Origin of the sequence: Actinoplanes sp. TBRC 11911 (assembly GCF_012933445.1) — a bacterium.
Taxonomy (GTDB): Bacteria; Actinomycetota; Actinomycetes; order Mycobacteriales; family Micromonosporaceae; genus Actinoplanes.
On the sequence record NZ_JABBNC010000007.1, the window covers coordinates 232,601 to 250,528 of the forward strand.

Consider the following 17,928-nt stretch of genomic DNA (forward strand, 5'->3'; position numbering starts at 1 on the left):
CGCGGAACTCCACGCCGAACTCGGGAGAAACCCTGACCTTCAGCAGCCGCACCCCACCAGCTTCGCGGCCACTTTGTCCAGCGCCGCCTTGCCACCGGCGGCATCCGTCGACCCGCTCGCCATGATCGCAAAAACCAGCAGCCGCCCGTCCCGCGTGATCAGCTGACCGGCCATCGTGTTGACCCCGCTGAGCGTCCCGGTCTTGGCCCGCACCACCCCGTGCGCGATCTGGTTCGGCTTCGGCGACGCGAACCGCCCTTCCAGGGTCCCCGACCAGCCGGCTACCGGCAGCCCACTGAACATCGAGCTCAGCCCCGGCTCCTTGCCGCTCGCCGCGAGCGCGAGCAGCTGGGTCAGCATCGTCGGGCTGATCCCGTTCCGCCGGGACAGCCCACTGGAGTCGGACAGTTTCGCCTGGTCCACCGGCAGCCCCAGAGCATTGAGCTGGTCGAGCACCGCGGTCGCGGTCCCGTCGAAGGTCGCCGGGTCTCCCCCGGCCAGCGCCGCCTGCCGCCCCAGCACCTCGGCCAGCGTGTTGTCGCTCTGCTCCAGCATCCAGTCGGTGAGCTGCACCAACGGCGGCGACTGCACGACCCCCAGCTGGGCCGCGGTCGCCGGGGCCGGAGCCCGCTTCACCGTCCCGGTCGGCGCCCCGATCAGCTTCGCGAACGCCTTCCCCGCCGCGATGGCCGGATCCGGCGACCGCGGATCCCCACCGAACTCGTGGTGCGTCGGCTTGGCCCGCCCGCCGTCGGTCATCAGCGGCTGGATCCGTGACACCTGGCCACCGGGCGTGATGTTGTCCGAGTCCCACCCCTGCCCGGTCTCCGGCCCGCTGAACAGCGACGTATCCACCAGCACCCGCGCCGGCTTCGTCCCACCCAGCGCGGTCTTGACCTGCGCCGCGAGCCGATCCAGCCGAGCCGCGCCCGGAAAGTACTGCTTCGCCCCCACCGACAGCGTCGGATCCCCACCGCCGACCAGCACCACATCCCCCGGTTCCGGCCCCGCGACGGCCCGCGTGCTCAGCCGATAGGCCGGCCCACGAGCCTTGAGGATCGCCGCCGCCGCGAGCAGCTTCGTGGTAGACGCCGGGGTAGCCATGTCCTCCGCGTTGCGCTCATATAACACCTGGTCAGACGCCACATCCAGCACCGCGACATTGACTTTCGTCCCCATCGCCGCCGACGTCACCAGTGCGTCCAGCGCCGCTTTGACCCCCGCCTCGGTGGGCGCCTGCCCGCCACCTTCGGCCGCCGCCAGCACGGGCGTGGGCAGCGGATCCGGCGCGGGCACATAGGGCGCCGCCGTCTCCCGCTCGGCGTCGAGCCAGCCTTTGACGGGCCCCGGCTTGACCAGCCCGATCGTGGCGACGACCAGGATCACCACCACTAACCCCGAAAGGGCATAAATCCATTTAATACGGGATTTTCGAACACCGACCGCCTCGACAGGCTGCTGTCCATCGGTGGTCCGGGCCATAGCGCCCGCGCCGGGCGGACCCGCCGGGTCACCCTCAATCCCAACACCTTCGCCAACCCCCGCACGCCCCACGCCCGAAGCAACAGCCGCCGATGTCCCCGGGTGACGCCCGGCCCCAAGAACGGCACTGTCCCCGTCACGCACAGCCCCGATGACGGCCGTCTCCGCGTCACCCAGAGCCCGCGCGGCCTTCGCCCCACCGACACCCCCGACAACGGCCGTGCCCCCGTCGCCGACAGCCCCGGCCGTCTTCGCCCCACCCACAGTCCCGACGACACCCGCGGCTCCGTCGCCCACCGCCCCGGCGCCCTTCGCCCCACCCACAGTCCCGACGACGCCTGTGGCTCGGTCGCCCCCAACCTCCGCCGCGTCGGCAGCTCTGGCGGCCGCCGTGTCCCTGTCGCGCACTACCCCGATGACAGCGGTTTCGGCGTTATCCACAGCCCTGATGACAGCGGTGTTCTCGTCATCCACAGGCCGCACGTCAGCCGTGTGCCCAACCCCTGCCGAAGCCGCTACCGTTGCGGCGCGAGTCTGAGCAGAAGTCGCCGGCGCGGAAGGAGCCCCCGCGACTTGCGGCGTCGCGGGCGCAGCCGTCCGCCCGTCACCAGCCGCAGGAGGAACGTGCGGCCGGACCGAACCCGCCGCTGGAGGAGAGACAGCACGGGGGGACGCGGCCGCTTCGACCGGGCTGGCGGTTGCCTGCCCACGCGAAGCCTCGTCGGCCGCACCCGCACCGGGGAGTTGCCCGGCTCGCGGTTTAGTCGTGGGCACCGCGGCACGCCCGAGGCTGACACCGCCCGCCCCCGAACCCGGCGGCGGCAGCGCCGGCCCGACCACGGCCGACCCGGACGCCTGAGGCTGTGGCGCCTCAGCCACCGACCCCTCCGCGTGCGTCGCCTGAGCTGTGGCGCTTCCCGACCCGTCTACTCGCGGTGATTGAACGGCTGCGCCGCCCGACGCCAACGCCTGCGACGGCTGCACCGCCGCACTTCCCGACGCCGACACCTGCGACGGCGTAACCGGAGCACTTCCTGCCGCCGAAGCCCGCGGTGACTGAACCGCGGCACTACCCAACGCCGACACCTGCGACGGCTGAACCGCGGCACTACCCAAGGCCGAAGCCCGCGACGGCTCAACCGCAGCACTACCCGACGCCGACACCTGCGACGACTCAGCCGCAGCGCTTCCCGAGGCCCCCACCTGGGCAGACTGAGCAGTCGCCCGACCCGCCGTCCCCACCTGAGGCGGCTGAACGGCGGCGCTCCTTGGCACCTCCGCCTGCGCGGGCTGGGGAGCGGCACGACCCGACGCCTCCGCGTGCGGGGGCTGGGTGGCGGCACGACCGGACGCCTCCGCGTGCGGGGGCTGGGTGGCGGCACGACCGGACGCCTCAGCATGCGGGGGCTGGATAGCGGCACGACCGCCTGACGCCTCCCCGCGCGACGGCGGAGTAACCGCGCGACCCGACGCCTCGGCATGCGGGGGCTGAGCAACGGCACGACTAGACGGCCGTTGACCCTGGTCGGGGCCGGATAAGTCGGCACGCGGGACGTGAACGGACCCGGAAGCTGGTGGTTGCGGGCCGGGCGAAGTTGAAGGTTGCGTGTGGCGCGAATCGGCAGGTTGCGACAAAGGCGGGGCGGGCTGCTGCATATCCCCCGGAACAGCCGCGCGCGCCGATGATGACGTCGACGGTGGTTCCGCCCACGGACCCCGCGAGGCCACCGGGCGAGCTGGCGCCTGCGCTCCGGCCGAACCCACCTCCGGGGACGAACCTGACGAAGGCGGCACAACGGTCGGAGCCGCCGGCCGAGTGGGACGGGATGCGGGTGGTGGCGTCTCCGATCGGTCCGGCGTCTGGGCAGGCGCGGACGCTGACGGCCCAGCCACTGGTGGTCCCTGCTGCGGCGGAGCCGACGAAGACGATGACGTGGCAGTCGGCACAGCGACCGACGGTTGCAGCCCAGGCCACCTCTGCTGCCGTGCCGGCGGTGGCGTCGCCGGCGCCGTCTGCGGCGGATTGGTACCCGGCGTCGGAGGCTGAGCCACCGACGGACCCGGAGGTTGCACGGCGGCACGCCCCGGTATCGGGGGCCGCGCCGTCTCCGAAGCTGAGGAGGCCGGGGAATCTTGGTCGCTCGGCAGACGCGGCGCCTGGTGGGGCGCCGACGGGTTCGGAGATGCGGTGGGCTGCGCGGACGCTGCCGGTTGCCAGGTCACCGATATTGGCGCGGGCCGGGCGGGGCTCGTCGGGGCCGGTCCACCCTCGGTTAACGGCTCCTGGCCCGCGGCCGGACCATGCTCGGCGTCCGGCGCGCTTGGCGGATTTGGTGACATCGCCTGCGGACTCGCCGGTTGAGCAACCGCTGAGACAGACCCCTGGACCGTAGAAACCATCGCCGCCGCCGAGGGGCCGTTCGCGGGCGCGGCAGCCGCCAAGTCCGAGGAAGACTGCGGCACCGGCTCAGGATGGGTCGGCTGGCGTTGTTCGGTCGAAGCGTCCGCCGGGGTGGGCTGGCTGGCAGATGCTGTTGACTGCGACATCCCGGGCACCGCGGGGCGCAAAGTCTGATTTGCCGGAACTGGCGTTGACAGCGGAGGGGAAGGCACAGAAGCGGTGGGCGACGGATCCGAAGACGTAGCCGAGGTCGATGCTCCCGGCGCCGACGGGTTTGGCGAGGTGACAGGCGGCGGGTTTGGCGAGGTGACAGGCGGCGGGTTTGGCGAGGTGACAGGCGGCGGGTTTGGCGAGGTGACAGGCGGCGGGTTTGGCGAGGTGACAGGCGGCGGGTTTGGCGAGGTGACCGGCGGCGGCGCGGCGACGGGCGACGACGACACGGCGCTGTTCGGCGACGTAGCGGTCGACGAAACGAACGACGGCTTTGGCTGCCGCAGCGTCTCCTCGTCGTCGGGTTGAGCAGGCGAAACCGCCCCGGGCGGACTCGCCCAAGCCCCTTGCGCCCGCTCGGGGGAAGGCGCAGGCGAACCGTCGGCACCCGGCTGCATCACCACATCGTCCGCCGATTCTGGGCCCGCCGGCCCGCCGGAGCCACCACCGGATGTCGGATTCGCCGGGATCGGTGACGTCCGATCGGTGGAATCACCGCCGTTCACCGCCGTCCCACCCGGCCGATCAGGCGAAGGCGCCGTCGTCCGGCCCGCGACCGGGTTACCGTTTGCGGAGCCGACCTGCGACTCGGACACGCCGTCGTACCCCGGGCCGTTGTGTGAATCTTGCCTCCCCACGAGCCCCTCCTAGTAGGCGGCCGAAGACTTAGGGGAGACTAGCGACATCCGGCACATCGTTGCGCGCGGATCCTGACGGCCTGGCATCCCCGGTCGTGATCCCCGCTTTTGTAGCCGGTCTTTTCAAGCGGGCGAACAAGGGAGCTAATGATGGATTTCGACGTTACGGTTGAGATCCCCAAGGGCCAGCGGAACAAGTACGAAGTCGACCACAAGACGGGTCGCATCCGGCTGGACCGGACGCTCTTCACCGCGACGCAGTACCCGGCCGACTACGGCTTCATCGAGGGCACCCTCGGCCAGGACGGCGACCCCCTGGACGCGCTGGTCCTGGTGCAGGAGCCGACCTTCCCGGGCTGCCTGATCCGGGCCCGGGCGATCGGCATGTTCCGCATGTCGGACGAGAAGGGCCGCGACGACAAGGTCCTGTGCGTTCCGTTCGAGGACCCGCGTCAGGAGCACCTGCGCGACATTCACCACCTGGGCGAGTTCGACCGGATGGAGATCCAGCACTTCTTCACGGTCTACAAGGACCTGGAGCCGGGCAAGTCGGTCGAGGGCGCGACCTGGGTCGGCCGTGTCGAGGCCGAGGAAGAGATCCGGGCGTCGTTCAAGCGGGCCGAGGCCGAGGGCGAGCACTGACCCGAGGCCTGATGCAGCGTGGGCGGCCGACGAGAGCCGCCCACAAAAGACCACGAAAGACCACGAAAGACCACGACAAAACGGCTAAAAGCTGATGTTGCCGACCGCGTCGTAGAGACCGACGACCGCGCAGGCAACCGGAATCACCGACACGACGACAACCGTGTCGAGCAGGTCGGCGGCCCGTCCTAAATACGGCGAGGGCGGCCGCTGGGAGTAGGTCGCCCCGGCCACCACGGTGATCACGGCGAGCACCAGCGCGCCCGCGGTCACCGCCAGCAGCAGCGCCGGGCTGCCGGTACGCACCAGGTTGACGCCGAGCGCGCCCACCCCGATGAGCCCGCCGACCACCAACGGCACCCGCTGCCGCAGCGTCACGAAGAGCCGGGACCGTAACAGCAGCGCCGCCGCGGACACCGCGATCAGCAGTCGCGCCGACAGCGTCCCGGCCGCGGCCAGCACCAGAAACGCGCCCGCGGCCAGCAGCACGTGCCCGAGCAGCATGCCGGCCAGCAACTCCTCGGTGCGGGTCACCGCGGCGAAAACGGTCGCCCGATCCGGCCTTTCCCGGGCCGCGTCGAGCGAAGGACCCCGGGTGAACCCCTCGGCCGCCGCACTCCCGGTCGGCAACGTGACCGGCGGTGTCGGCACCTTGCCGAACCGGATCGCCAACAGCGGCAACACCCCGATCCCACCGACCAATGCGGACAAAAGCACCGCCGCCGCGCCCGCCGAGTCGGTGACGACGGTGACCAGCGCGGCCAGCGATCCGAACACGCCGACGAAGGCACCGGCGGTGAACAACCGCACCGCTCCGGCCACGCCGATCCCGCCCAGCGCGGCCGCCAGCAGCAACGCCATCGAGCCGACGAGCAGTTCGGATCCGCCCAGCCAGGGCAGCGGCGCCAGCACGCTGACCCGGTCACCGGTCGCCACCAGGGCGGCGCCGCCGGCGAAGGCGAACGGCATCGAGTACGCGCCGAGCGCCGCCCCGGCACGCGCGTCGCCGTACGCCCGGGAGGCCGTGATCCCGGCCAGCGCGAGCACCAGGGACAACGCGAGCCCGGCGACGGCGGATCCGGCCCACGCGGGCCCGGCCCAGAGAATCGCGATCAACGCGACGGCCAGCAGCGCACCGGCCGCGACCAGCGTGGCGGTTCGGGTCGCGGACGCACTCCACACACTTCCGCGGCGACGAGCACCCTCGGCGATCGCCTCGACCACGTCGTCGTACTCGAGCTCGGGCCAGGAATCGTGCGCCGGGACGAGATAGAGCACTTCCCCGTCGCGTACGCCCTGCGGGAAAAGACCTTGAGTGCCGGCCAGCGGAACCCCGTCGGTGCGCCGCAGCACCCACCCGCCGTGTTTCTCGCCGTCGTCGGCGAGGCCCTCGCCGGCGTGCCGCAGCACCTCGGGCAGCAGCTCGGCGAGCGGCACGTGCTCGGGCAGCGCGACATCGACGCGACGCTGCGGCGCGCTGATCGTGACCCGGGCCAGCCCGACGCTCACGACCGGCCCGCAGAAAAGTCGATCAGCATGTCAAGACCCTTTTCCGATCGATGACGACGATTGTGCGACGACTGGCGCACTCTACTTAGCATGGGCGCGTCGTGATGTACGGTAACCGCCGCACGCACGGGGCGTAACCGAGCACAGAGGGGACTTCCGGCATGAGCACGGTGGTGATCAAGCGGTCGGCACGGCGCCCGGCGCCGGAGATCCCGACCGGGGAGATCGCTGTCGAGCCGCCGCCGGAGATCCCGCAGAGCACCGGCGCCCGCTGGCAGCAGGCGATGATGGCGCTTCCGATGCTGGGCGGCTCGGTGGCCATGGCGATGATGATGGGCCGGGGCGTCGGCGGTGCGTACTCCTATGTGATCGGCGGCCTCTTCGGCATCTCCTCGATCGCCATGCTCGCCACCAGCTTCGGCTCCGGCGGCTCACCGAAGAAGGCCGAGATGATGGCCGCCCGCCGCGAATACCTGCGCCATCTCGCCGGCCTGCGCCGCCGGGTCCGGGAGACGGTGGACAAGCAGCGCAAAGGCCTGCTCTACCGGCATCCGGATCCGGCCAAGCTGTGGTCCACCGCGGCCAGCCACCGGGTTTGGGAGCGGCGTCCGGCCGACCCGGACTTCGGCGTCGTCCGCGTCGCGGTCGGCCCCCAGACGCTGGCCACGCCGTTGATCGCGCCGGTGACCCGCCCGCTCGACGAGCTGGAGCCGATGACCGCCGGCGCGCTGCGGCGCTTCCTCGACGCGTACTCGGTGGTCCCGGATCTTCCGGTCGCCGCCTCGCTGCGCGGTTTCGCGCGGGTTTTCGTGCGCGGCCCCGAGCGCGACGTCCACGATCTCACCCGCGCGGTGATCGCCCAGCTCGCGACGTTCCACGCGCCCGACGACATGCTGATCGCGATCTGCGCCGGGCCGGAGCGCCGCCCGTCGTGGGAGTGGGTCAAGTGGCTGCCGCACAATCTGCACCCGGTGCGCACCGACGCGCTGGGGCACGTGCGCCTGGTCGCGAGCACCGGCGCCGACCTGGAAAGCCTGCTCGAGGACGTGATCGGCAACCGGTCGCGGTTCCATCCGGCGGCGACGGCGAACACCGACGGGCCGCACGTGGTGATCGTGCGGGACGGGGCCGGCGCCGCCCAGCTCGACGACGGCATCGACGGGGTCACCGTGCTCGACCTCGACGAGCAGCCGCCGCGCCTGCTGGACCGCTCGTTGCTGGTCCTCGAGGTGACCGGCGGCCGGGCCCTGAACACGTATTCGATGGACCACGAGGCCGAGGTGGGCGTCGCGGACGGGCTGTCCGAGGAGGAGGCGGAGGCGGTCGCCCGCCGCCTGTCGCCGCTGCGGTTGGCCGTGATGTCCAAATCGTCCGATACTCCGCTGGCCGCCGAGATGGGCCTGGCCGATCTGCTCGGGCTGGGCGATCCGGAGTCGTTCGGTGTCGCGCAGGCGTGGACGCCACGGCCGAACCGCGACAAACTCCGCGTGCCGATCGGTGTCGGCAGCGACGGCAGCCCGATCGAGCTGGACCTCAAGGAGTCCGCCCAGGACGGCATGGGCCCGCACGGCCTGCTCATCGGCGCCACCGGTTCCGGCAAGTCGGAGCTGCTGCGCACGCTGGTGATGGCGCTGGCCGCGACGCATTCGTCCGAGACGCTCAACTTTGTGCTGGTCGACTTCAAGGGCGGCGCGACCTTCGCCTCGCTCGACCGGCTGCCGCACACCGCCGCCGTGATCACCAACCTGGCCGACGAGCTGGTCCTGGTCGATCGCATGGTCGACGCGATCGACGGCGAGCTCGTACGCCGTCAGGAGTTGCTGCGAAAGGCCGGCAACTACGCGAGTGTCCGCGACTACGAGAAGGCCCGGGCCGGCGGTGCGCCGCTGCCCCCGCTGCCGTCGCTGCTGGTCGTGTGTGACGAGTTCTCCGAGCTGCTCAGCGCCAAGCCCGACTTCATCGACCTGTTCGTCCAGATCGGACGGCTGGGCCGGTCGCTCGGCGTGCACCTGCTGCTGGCCAGCCAGCGGCTCGAGGAGGGCCGGCTGCGCGGCCTGGACACGCACCTGTCGTACCGGATCGGCCTGCGCACGTTCTCGGCGCTGGAGTCGCGCGCGGTGCTCGGCGTGCCGGACGCGTACGAGCTGCCCCGCTCGCCCGGTCACGGCTATCTGAAATTCGGCACCGAGCCGCTGCTGCGATTCAAGGCCGCGTACGTCTCCGGCCCGTTGCGCCGCACCGGCTCCGGTACGTCGGCGGGTGGCGCCGGCTCTGTCCCGCAGGTCCTGGCGTATTCGACCAAGTTTGTGCCGGCGCCGAAACCGGTCGAACCGGTGCGCCCGGCCGAGACCCCCTCCGGCGCGAGCGTGCTGGACGTGCTGGTCGACCGGCTCAACGGCCAGGGCCCGCCGGCGCATCAGGTGTGGCTGCCGCCGCTGAACAAGTCCGCGGCGCTCGACGAGCTGCTCGGCCCGGTGGCCGCCGACCCGGTCCGCGGCCTGGCCTTCGCCAACCCGGAACTGCACGGCGCGTTGCAGGTGCCGATCGCGCTCGTCGACAAGCCCCGCGAGCAGGTGCGCGACGTGATGTGGCTCCAGCTCGCCGGCGCCGCCGGGCACGTGGCGGTGGTCGGGTCCACGCTGAGCGGCAAGTCGACGGCGCTGCGCTCGATGATCTGCGGGCTCGCGCTGACCCACACGCCGGCCGAGGTGCAGCTCTACTGCCTCGACTTCGGTGGCGGCGCGCTCGGCACGCTCAAGGACCTGCCGCACGTCGGTGGCATCTCGAGCCGGCTGGATGCGGTGGGCGTACGCCGTACGGTCGGGGAGATCTCCACATTGCTCGGTGAGCGAGAGTCGCGGTTCGCGGCGCTGGGCATCGACTCGATGGCGTCCTACCGGCGCCGTCGCCCGGACGACGACCCGTTCGGCGACGTGTTCCTGGTGGTGGACGGCTGGGCCACGCTCCGCAAGGAGTACGAGGAACTGGAAGCGGTGATCACCGACATCGCCACCCGGGGCCTTTCGTACGGGATTCACGTGGTGGCGGCGAGTTCCCGGTGGATGGACTTCCGTCCGGCGATCCGCGATCTGTTCGGCTCCCGGGTGGAGCTGCGGCTCGGCGATCCGAGCGACTCGACGGTCAACCGGCGGGCGGCGGCCAGCGTGCCGGAGCAGCCGGGCCGCGGCATCGTCGAGCACCCGACCGACAAGAACAAGTTCATGCACCTGCTCACCGTGCGACCGGAGCTGAGCTCGATGGGTGACACCGCCGAGCTGGTGAAGGAGATCGCGACCAACTGGCACGGTCCGGTCGCGCCGCGGGTGCGTCTGTTGCCGGCCTCCATCGCGTACCGGGAAATGGATGTGGGGCGCAGCACCGGGCTGCGGCTGCCGATCGGGATCGCCGAGGCCGACTTGCAGCCCGTCGAGATCGACTTCGCAACCGATCCGCATTTCCTGCTGTTCGGCGACGCGGAGTGCGGCAAGTCCTCGTTCCTGCGCGCGCTGGCGACGACCGTGACCCGGCGATTCTCCCCGGAGCAGGCGCGGATCATCCTGGTCGACTATCGCCGCAGCCTGATGGACCTGCCCGAGTCGGAACACCGGATCGGCTACGGCATCCAGGCACCGAAGACACTGGAGCTGATGCAGTCGGTCGCCGGTTACATGCAGCGACGCCTGCCGGGACCGGATGTGACGGCTCAGCAACTACGCGAACGCAGTTGGTGGACCGGACCGGAACTCTTCGTGCTCGTCGACGATTACGACCTGGTGGTGGCCGGACCGGCCAACCCGTTGACGCCACTGCTCGAATACCTCGCGCAGGCGCGTGACGTGGGCCTGCACCTGATTCTCACGCGACGGGCCGGGGGTGCGAGCCGGGCCCTGTACGAGCCGGTCATCCAGCGTCTGCGCGAGCTGTCGGCGCCCGGCATGGTGATGTCCGGGCCGGCCGAGGAGGGCCCGCTCGTGGGTGCCGTCCGGCCCACTTTGATGCCTGCTGGTCGTGGCCGTCTGGTCACCCGACGTGAGGGCATTCGCCTGGTGCAACTTGCACATCTGCCGGCCGCGTCCGGAACGTGAAACTCTCAGCAGACTCCTAGTGCGATAAGCGCGCTCGTGACGGGGCGAAACCGCTTCGCTTCGGAGTAATCTGCATCGACCGTCCAGGATCAGAAATGGCGATGCCACCGTGATTGCTGCAACGGCTGTTCCCCGGCCCGCCAGGGCGCGATGCCGCACACCCGGCGACGGTGCCCCGTGCTGAGTGGACGCACTCTGGCCGGTGCCGCGCTGGCCGCCGCGATCGCGCTGGGCATTCCGGGCGCACCCGTCGCCGCCGCGCCACCGGCGGTCCCGCTGGTCGGCGATTCAGTTCGCCAGGACGAAACCTTCCTGAAGGTGCTCGACGTGCCGGACGCCTGGACCTACGCGAACGGTGCCGGGGTCACGGTCGCGGTCATCGACTCCGGTGTCGACGCCAACCATCCCGATCTGCAGGGCCAGGTGTTACCCGGCCTCGACCTGGTCGATCCCAAGGACAACGGCGACAACGACCTGGTCGGGCACGGCACCACGGTCGCCGCGATCATCGCGGGTCGCAGCGATGACGCCGACGGCGTGGTCGGTATCGCGCCGAAAGCCAAAATTCTTCCGGTACGCGTGCTGGACGAGCGCAATCGGTACGACGACGCGATCATCGTGGCGAAGGGCGTGCGCTGGGCGGTCGACCACGGCGCCAGGGTGATCAACCTGTCGCTGGGTGGCAACGGCAGCAGTTCGACGCTGGCCGCCGCGCTCGACTACGCGTTCGCCAAGGACGTGGTCGTGGTGGCCTGCACCGGCAACCAGACGGGCACCGGCGACGACTACGGCGTGTGGTATCCGGCGCGCGAGCCGGGCGTGATCGCGGTGGCCGGCATGGAGAAGGACGGCGACACCCTCTGGTCCGGCTCGATCACCGGTAAGCAGACCGTGGTCACCGCGCCGGCGACCCAACTGGTCGGCGCCCGGCCCGGCGGCGGGTATTGGAAGGTGCAGGGCACCAGCTTCGCGGCGCCGATGGTCGCGGCCACCGCCGCCCTGATCCGCTCGCGCTGGCCCACGATGTCGGCCGGCGACGTCATCAACCGCATCATCAAGACGGCGAAGGACCGCGGTCCGGCCGGCCGCGATCCGGTGTACGGGTTCGGCGAGGTCAACCCCACCGGCGCACTGACCGCCCAGTTAGCGCCGGTCTTCGAGAACCCGCTCGACACGACCCCGTCGCCGGGCATCGCCCGTTTCGGCAGCGCCCCGGCCCCCGGCCAGGCCCAGTCGGCGCCGGATGCGAAGGTGGATCCGCCGCTTCCGCAGGGCGCCGAGCCCGGCACCGGCGCCGCTCCGCAGATGACCACCCCGGCGTCCGATCACCGGGGCTGGTGGGCCGCCGCCACGTTGTTCCTGATCTCGATAGTGGCGGCCCTGCTGACGATCCGCCGCTTCTCCCACACCACCTAGGCGCAGTCGCCGGTGCGCACGCCCTTCGTGGCGTCGATCCCCTCCTGGGCGACCGGCGCGGCCTCCTTGGCGGTCAGCGCGAAGCCGGTGTTCCGGTCGTCCGCGGCCGCGGCGAAGATGACGCCCAGCACATGGCCGTCCGTGGTGATCAGCGGGCCGCCCGAGTTACCGCTGCGGACCAGCGACCGGATCGTGTAGATCTCGCGCGTCACGTCGCCGGCGTTGTAGATGTCCGGACCGGTGATCGGGCCGACGTCGCGGACCCGGGCGGACTGCGCGTCGTACGGCCCGTCCTGCGGGTAGCCCAGCACGATCGCGCTCGACCCGGTGGCGCCTGCTTTGCCGACGAACGGCATGACCGGCGCGGACAACCCGGGCACCCGGATCACGGCCAGATCGCGTTCGGGGTCGTACACCACCACGGTGCCCGGCTCGCGACGGCCGCCGACCTCGACGGACACCTCGCGGGTGCCGGCCACGACGTGCGCGTTGGTCATCACCCGGTCGTCCGAGTAGACGAAACCGGAGCCCTCGATACGCCGGGAGCAGCTCGGCGCCGTGCCCAGCACCTTCAGCACCGACTTTTTCGAGCGCTGCACGACCGCCGAACCGGCCAGCGCCGGGTCGGGCGCGGCCACCTCACGCGCCGTGGTCGGGGACAGGCCGCCGAGCACGTCCGGGAAGCCGCTGGTGTCGAGGGTGTCGCGCAGCGCCGAGGACAGATCCTGCGCCTCCTGCGGCATCACCTTGTTGATGCCGCCGAGGATCGCGCTGCTGCGCACCTCTTTGTTGAGGCCGACGAACGGCGTCGACCCGAGCGGCACCGCGATGAGCCAGGCCACTACCAGGACGGCGACCACCGAGATCACGGCGCCCCCGGCGTCGTCGGCGCGCTGCAGCGGCCGGCTCGAGATCGCCCGGCGCACGTGCGTGCCCAGCCACCCGGCCAGCGTCTGCCCGAGCACCGCCAGCGCGAAGATCGTCACGAGGGAGGCCACCAGCCGGGCGGTGCTGCCGCTGAACCTGTCCGCGATCAGCGGACCCACCTGCAGGCCGATCAGAACGCCGCTGAAGAACCCGCCGAACGACAGCGCCCCGATGACGAAGCCCTGGCGGTAGCCGCTGATCGCGAAGACCAGCATGAGGACAATCAAAATGCCATCGACCACGGACACTCACCCAGCGTAGAAGCGGTTTGCCACCCCAAGATCAAGGCAGCACCTCGTCGGGGGCACCGCCGCGAGCGGCCGGTACCGGGGCCGAGGCATCCGGCAGATCGACGAGTTGTCCGGGCTGCCACGGCCGTTCCCAGCCACCCATGTCGAGCAAAGTCGAGATCACTCCTGCCGTGAAGCCCCAGACGAGCAGACCACGGACCTGGAACGCCGGTCCGATCCAGCCACTCGGATGACGCACCCGGATACGGTTCCCCGGGTCGACGAGTTCACTGATCGGCAATCTCGCCACGTGCGCGACCTCGGCGGGCTCCCGCGGGCTGACCGGATGCGGGTGCCGCCACCAGGCCAGCACCGGCGTCACCACGAACGAGCTGACCGGGATGTAGAGGTCGGGCAGCAGGGCCAGCGGCTCGGTGCTCGCCGGGTCGAGGCCCACCTCCTCCTCGGCCTCGCGCAGCGCGGTCGCGACCGCGTCGGCGTCCTCCGGGTCGGTGGCGCCGCCGGGGAAGGCGGGCTGTCCGGCGTGGTTGCGCATGGTCGCGGCGCGCTGCAGGACGAGCAGGTCCGGGCCGTCCCCCAGAAGGACCAGCACGGCACTGGCCCGGCCCCCGCCGACCGGCGGCCGCTGCGTGGTGAAGTCCTCCGTGCGGCAGGTGCCGGCCCGGGTCAGCAGCGGCTCGAACCACGACGGAAGGTCGGCGGGCCGGGACAGCACCCGTCCGCGGCTCACAGCTTCACCCGTACGCCGGCCTGCGCCTGGACCTGGTCCGCCAGCGTCTTCGCGGTGAACGGAATGCCGCGGTAGACGTGGGTGCCGCCACTCGCGTCCACGAAGATCGTGACCGGCAGGGTGGTACTGGCGATGGCCTTCTGCAGCTTGCTGTCCCCGTCGAAGAGGGTCGGCATGTCGATCTTTTTGTCGGCCGCGAACGAGGCCCCGGCGTCGCGCTCGTCGCCGGTGTCCACGCCGATCACCCGCAACTTGCCGGCGCCGGCGTCGGCGAGCTGCTGCATCAGGGGCAGCTCGGTCCGGCACGGACCACACCAGGACGCCCAGAGATTGATGACCAACGGCCCGTTGATCTGCCGCACCGGGACCTGCTCGCCGCCGGTGAAGCAGGGCAGGCTCACGTCCGGGACGCTGGTGGCGCCGGACCCGGCTAACGCGGCGCAGCTGACGAACGGCGACGGGGTCTGCGAGACGTCGGAGCCGGACCGGGGGGACGGGGAACTACACGCCGCGATCAGCAAGAAGACCAGCGGCGACCACAGCCACCAGCGCCCCCGCCTCACGGCGCCTCCGGCTCGGTGATCGCGGCGGCCGGGACCAGCGACGGGTCGATGCCGGCGGCCACCGCCAGCTCCCGGGCGCGCGGGCCCTTGAGCAGCTTCGCCGCCGGGGCGGCCTCGGTCGGGCCGGTGCCGTAGGAGGGACAGAGCGCGGCCAGCGTGCACGCGCCGCAGGCCGGCTTGCGTGCGTGACACACGCGCCGCCCGTGGAAGATCACCCGGTGCGACAGCATCGTCCAGTCGCGTTTCTCGATGAGCTCGCCGACCTGGGTCTCGATCTTCACCGGGTCTTCCTCGTGCACCCAGCCGAAGCGGTTCGTCAGCCGGCGCACGTGCGTGTCGACCACGAGGCCGGGCACGTCGAACGCGTTGCCGAGGATCACGTTCGCGGTCTTCCGCCCGATACCGGGCAGGGAGACCAGATCGTCCATCTTGGCCGGGAGTCGTCCGTCGTAGCGTTCGACCAGCGCCTGCCCCAGCTTGATCAGCGAGTCGGTCTTGGCCCGGAAGAAGCCGGTCGGCCGCAGCAGTTCCTCGAGCGCCGCACGGTCGGCCGCCGCGTAGTCGGCCGCCGACGAATACCGCCGGAAGAGGATCGGCGTCACCGTGTTGACCCGGACGTCGGTGGTCTGCGCCGAGAGGATGGTGGCGACGGCCAGTTCCAGCGGCGTGGTGAAGTCGAGCTCGATGTGCGCGTCGGGGTGCGTCTCGGCGAGGATCCTCGCCATCTTGCGGGCGCGACGCTTGCGCCCGATAGGCGTCTCCCCCGCGAACCGCTTGATCGACCGCGCCACCAGAGTCACCGGTAAAGAGTACGTCGCGTCACCGGCGGGGCATCCGTCACGCCGGTCGGCTGATCGATCCGTCCGGTCCGAACCGGGCACCCGTCGGGCCGAAGTCGGCGGCCGTGAGCTGGGCGATCAGCTGCCGGCCGCGCTCGTTCGCCGCGTCCCGGACGGGCTTGCCGGACGCGTTCATGTATGTCGAGAGGAACTTCCCGCCCGCATACGTTCCGTCCCGGGTGAGCGTGACGTGCAAAATCCCGCCGTACTTGAGCACCCCGCTGCCGGAGAGCGTGTGCCCGCCGCCGGCGAAGTTCCCGAGGCTGTAGGCGATCAGCCGCCCCCGGTAGAACTCCATGCCGCGCAGCACGTGCGGCCCGTGCCCGACGACCAGGTCGGCCCCGGCGTCGATCACCGCGTGGCCGAACCGGATCGGGTCGCCGCGGTCCTCGCCGTGGAAGATCTCGTGCCCCGGCTGCACATGCTGCATCCCGCTGCCCTCGGCACCCATGTGCACCTGCACCACGACCAGGTCGGCCCGCTGCGCCGCGCGCTGCACCACGGAGCGTGAGTGCCCGAGGTCGTTGAGGTTGTTCGCACCGGCGTACGAGGAGAAACCCACCACGGCGATCTTGATGCCGTGGACCTCGCGCACGGTGATCTCGTCCAGGTTGCCGGTGGCCAGGATCCCCACATTCCCCAGCGCCGTACGCGTGTTCCCCGCCCCCGCCGTACCGAAGTCCTTGGCGTGATTGTTCGCGGTGTTCACGAGATCGAATCCGGCCTCGCGCAGATGCCGCGCGTAACCCGGCGGTGACCGAAAGGCGAAACAGTTGGGGCGTGGCGGCGTGCCGCACTTCGATGTCCCGGTGTCCTCGGTGAGCGGCTGCTCGAGATTGCCCATCACGAGATCGGATTGGAGTCCGGATTTCACCGAGTCGAAGAATCCGTCGCCGTTGTCCGGCGGCATCCGGGACGGCGCATTGCCCATGATGATGTCGCCGGTCGCGGACACCGCTACCGTGTCTCCTACCACATTTGCGGCCGACGGTTCCGACTCGAGATCGGGTGACGTAGCGGTGGCCGGCGGCGTGGTCACGGAGTGTTCAGGCGCCACCCACGTGCTCCGGGGTGTCCCCGAGTCCCGATTCGCAAATGCGACACTTCCGACACCTGCGCCGATCGATACGGCAACAAGAATCGTGATAGTTAGTACAGGACGTCCGAAAATACCCGGCTTCTGTGGTCGAGGCTGGGAATTCATCGATCGCGACGATACCTTCGGAGTGCGACGCGGACGACCCGTCGAAAGGCTGGTTGTCGCCAACCGAGAGCGGCAATAAACACCGCCTGTCACGGTCGGAACGATTACCCTGCGGTATTTGGATCAAGGGGTGGCCGCCCGATTCCCGTCCGCGTGCGCCTAGACTGATCGAGCGCAGGCGTTGCGCGTGTTCGGAGGTGTCGCGATGGATGAGGTACTGGCGCGCAGCGGGATCTTCCAGGGCGTGGACCCGGAGGCGGCCGAGGCGCTCGCCAAGGAGATGGACACGGTCGAGGTCCGTAAGGGCGACGTCCTGTTCAACGAGGGCGAGGCCGGTGACAGCCTGTACATCGTGCTGTCCGGAAAGATCAAGCTCGGTCGCCGGGCTGCCGACGGCCGGCAGAATCTGGTCTCGATCATGGGCCCGTCCGACATGGTCGGCGAGCTCTCCCTGTTCGACCCGGGCCCGCGCACGGCCACCGCGACCGCGGTGACCGACGCCCGGCTCGCCCGGTTGAAGAAGACGTCGCTGCGCCCCTGGCTGAACAATCGGCCGGAGATCGCCGAGCAGCTTCTGCGGGTGCTGGCGCGCCGCCTGCGCCGCACCAACGACGCGCTCGCCGATCTCATCTTCACGGATGTTCCCGGCCGGGTGGCCAAGAACCTCCTGCAGATGGCGGGACGCTTCGGCACCCGTGACGGCGGTGTGCTGCGCGTCACGCATGATCTGACCCAGGAAGAGCTGGCCCAGCTGGTCGGCGCGTCACGCGAGACGGTGAACAAGGCGCTTGCCGACTTCGCCTCGCGTGCGTGGCTGCGGCTGGACGGCAAGAGTGTGATCATCCTGGACCCGGAGCGGCTCGCCCGCCGCGCCCGGGTCTGACCCGCTGAGCCCTCTTACGCGGTCGTCCATTCGGACGGCCGCGTAAAGGCGTTTAATACGCCCTAAACGGCGGCAAAGCCGCCCCTTTCGGATCCGTGTCGCACCAGCTCAGCCGCTCGTTACGGAGGTGGTCGAGAGGCACCGGCGG

At 70.8% G+C, this 17,928-nt stretch carries 12 protein-coding genes; 5 read left to right on the forward strand and 7 right to left on the reverse strand.

The genetic code is table 11. The features are described from left to right. Positions 1-39: 39 nt before the first annotated feature. Positions 40-1,386: a D-alanyl-D-alanine carboxypeptidase/D-alanyl-D-alanine-endopeptidase gene (gene dacB, locus HH310_RS13415; RefSeq protein ID WP_312034038.1), complete on the reverse strand. Its 1,347-nt coding sequence runs from the start codon at positions 1,384-1,386 to the stop codon at positions 40-42. Positions 1,387-4,102: 2,716 nt separating this feature from the next. Between dacB and HH310_RS13420 the strand changes: the two genes are divergently transcribed. Together HH310_RS13420 and HH310_RS13425 are read left to right on the forward strand one after the other, a co-directional pair. Then, positions 4,103-4,402 carry a hypothetical protein gene (locus HH310_RS13420; RefSeq protein WP_169175620.1) on the forward strand — a complete coding sequence of 100 codons (300 nt, stop codon included), beginning with the start codon at positions 4,103-4,105 and terminating at the stop codon, positions 4,400-4,402. 479 nt (positions 4,403-4,881) lie between these two features. Continuing rightward, entirely contained in the window at positions 4,882-5,373 is a 492-nt protein-coding gene (locus tag HH310_RS13425) for an inorganic diphosphatase (RefSeq protein ID WP_169175839.1), read from the forward strand. 84 nt (positions 5,374-5,457) lie between these two features. Here the strand turns inward: HH310_RS13425 and eccD are convergent, their stop codons facing one another. Next, positions 5,458-6,882: a type VII secretion integral membrane protein EccD gene (eccD, locus tag HH310_RS13430; RefSeq protein ID WP_169175840.1), complete on the reverse strand. Its 1,425-nt coding sequence runs from the start codon at positions 6,880-6,882 to the stop codon at positions 5,458-5,460. 161 nt (positions 6,883-7,043) lie between these two features. Here eccD and eccCa point away from each other — a divergent pair, with 161 nt between their 5' ends. Further along, positions 7,044-10,967, forward strand: a complete 3,924-nt coding sequence (gene eccCa, locus HH310_RS13435; RefSeq protein ID WP_169175841.1) for a type VII secretion protein EccCa — start codon at positions 7,044-7,046, stop codon at positions 10,965-10,967. Between the two features lie 150 nt (positions 10,968-11,117). Then, positions 11,118-12,383 (forward strand): type VII secretion-associated serine protease mycosin, encoded by a 1,266-nt coding sequence (gene mycP / locus HH310_RS13440; protein ID WP_169175842.1) that lies wholly within the window; start codon positions 11,118-11,120, stop codon positions 12,381-12,383. Here mycP and HH310_RS13445 read toward each other — a convergent pair. The 5 genes from HH310_RS13445 to HH310_RS13465 are packed head-to-tail and all read right to left on the reverse strand — an operon-like array spanning position 12,380 to position 16,648. Next, positions 12,380-13,558: a MarP family serine protease gene (locus HH310_RS13445; protein WP_169175843.1), complete on the reverse strand. Its 1,179-nt coding sequence runs from the start codon at positions 13,556-13,558 to the stop codon at positions 12,380-12,382. The two genes, mycP and HH310_RS13445, sit on opposite strands and share 4 nt — an antisense overlap. Before the next feature lie 34 nt (positions 13,559-13,592). Further along, the gene (locus HH310_RS13450) at positions 13,593-14,291 is read right to left on the reverse strand and encodes a CoA pyrophosphatase (protein ID WP_169175844.1); all 699 of its coding nucleotides are present in this window, start codon (positions 14,289-14,291) and stop codon (positions 13,593-13,595) included. Further along, positions 14,288-14,854, reverse strand: a complete 567-nt coding sequence (locus HH310_RS13455; RefSeq protein WP_312034041.1) for a TlpA disulfide reductase family protein — start codon at positions 14,852-14,854, stop codon at positions 14,288-14,290. Before HH310_RS13455 ends, HH310_RS13450 begins: the two co-directional genes overlap by 4 nt. Next, complete coding sequence (gene nth, locus HH310_RS13460; RefSeq protein WP_282438459.1) at positions 14,851-15,648, reverse strand: endonuclease III; 798 nt, start codon at positions 15,646-15,648, stop codon at positions 14,851-14,853. The genes HH310_RS13455 and nth overlap by 4 nt, the downstream gene beginning before the upstream one ends. A 43-nt stretch (positions 15,649-15,691) precedes the next feature. Beyond that, positions 15,692-16,648 (reverse strand): CapA family protein, encoded by a 957-nt coding sequence (locus tag HH310_RS13465; protein ID WP_396027512.1) that lies wholly within the window; start codon positions 16,646-16,648, stop codon positions 15,692-15,694. Positions 16,649-17,102: 454 nt separating this feature from the next. Here HH310_RS13465 and HH310_RS13470 point away from each other — a divergent pair, with 454 nt between their 5' ends. Beyond that, the gene (locus HH310_RS13470; RefSeq protein ID WP_020515203.1) at positions 17,103-17,780 is read left to right on the forward strand and encodes a Crp/Fnr family transcriptional regulator; all 678 of its coding nucleotides are present in this window, start codon (positions 17,103-17,105) and stop codon (positions 17,778-17,780) included. Positions 17,781-17,928: the final 148 nt, after the last annotated feature.

Excerpts from the sequence above, each read along its gene's own strand:
- mycP (WP_169175842.1), top strand. The coding sequence starts at position 11,118 with ATGCCGCACACCCGGCGACGGTGCCCCGTGCTGAGTGGACGCACTCTG.
- eccCa (WP_169175841.1), top strand. The coding sequence starts at position 7,044 with ATGAGCACGGTGGTGATCAAGCGGTCGGCACGGCGCCCGGCGCCGGAG.
- HH310_RS13470 (WP_020515203.1), top strand. The coding sequence starts at position 17,103 with ATGGATGAGGTACTGGCGCGCAGCGGGATCTTCCAGGGCGTGGACCCG.
- HH310_RS13425 (WP_169175839.1), top strand. The coding sequence starts at position 4,882 with ATGGATTTCGACGTTACGGTTGAGATCCCCAAGGGCCAGCGGAACAAG.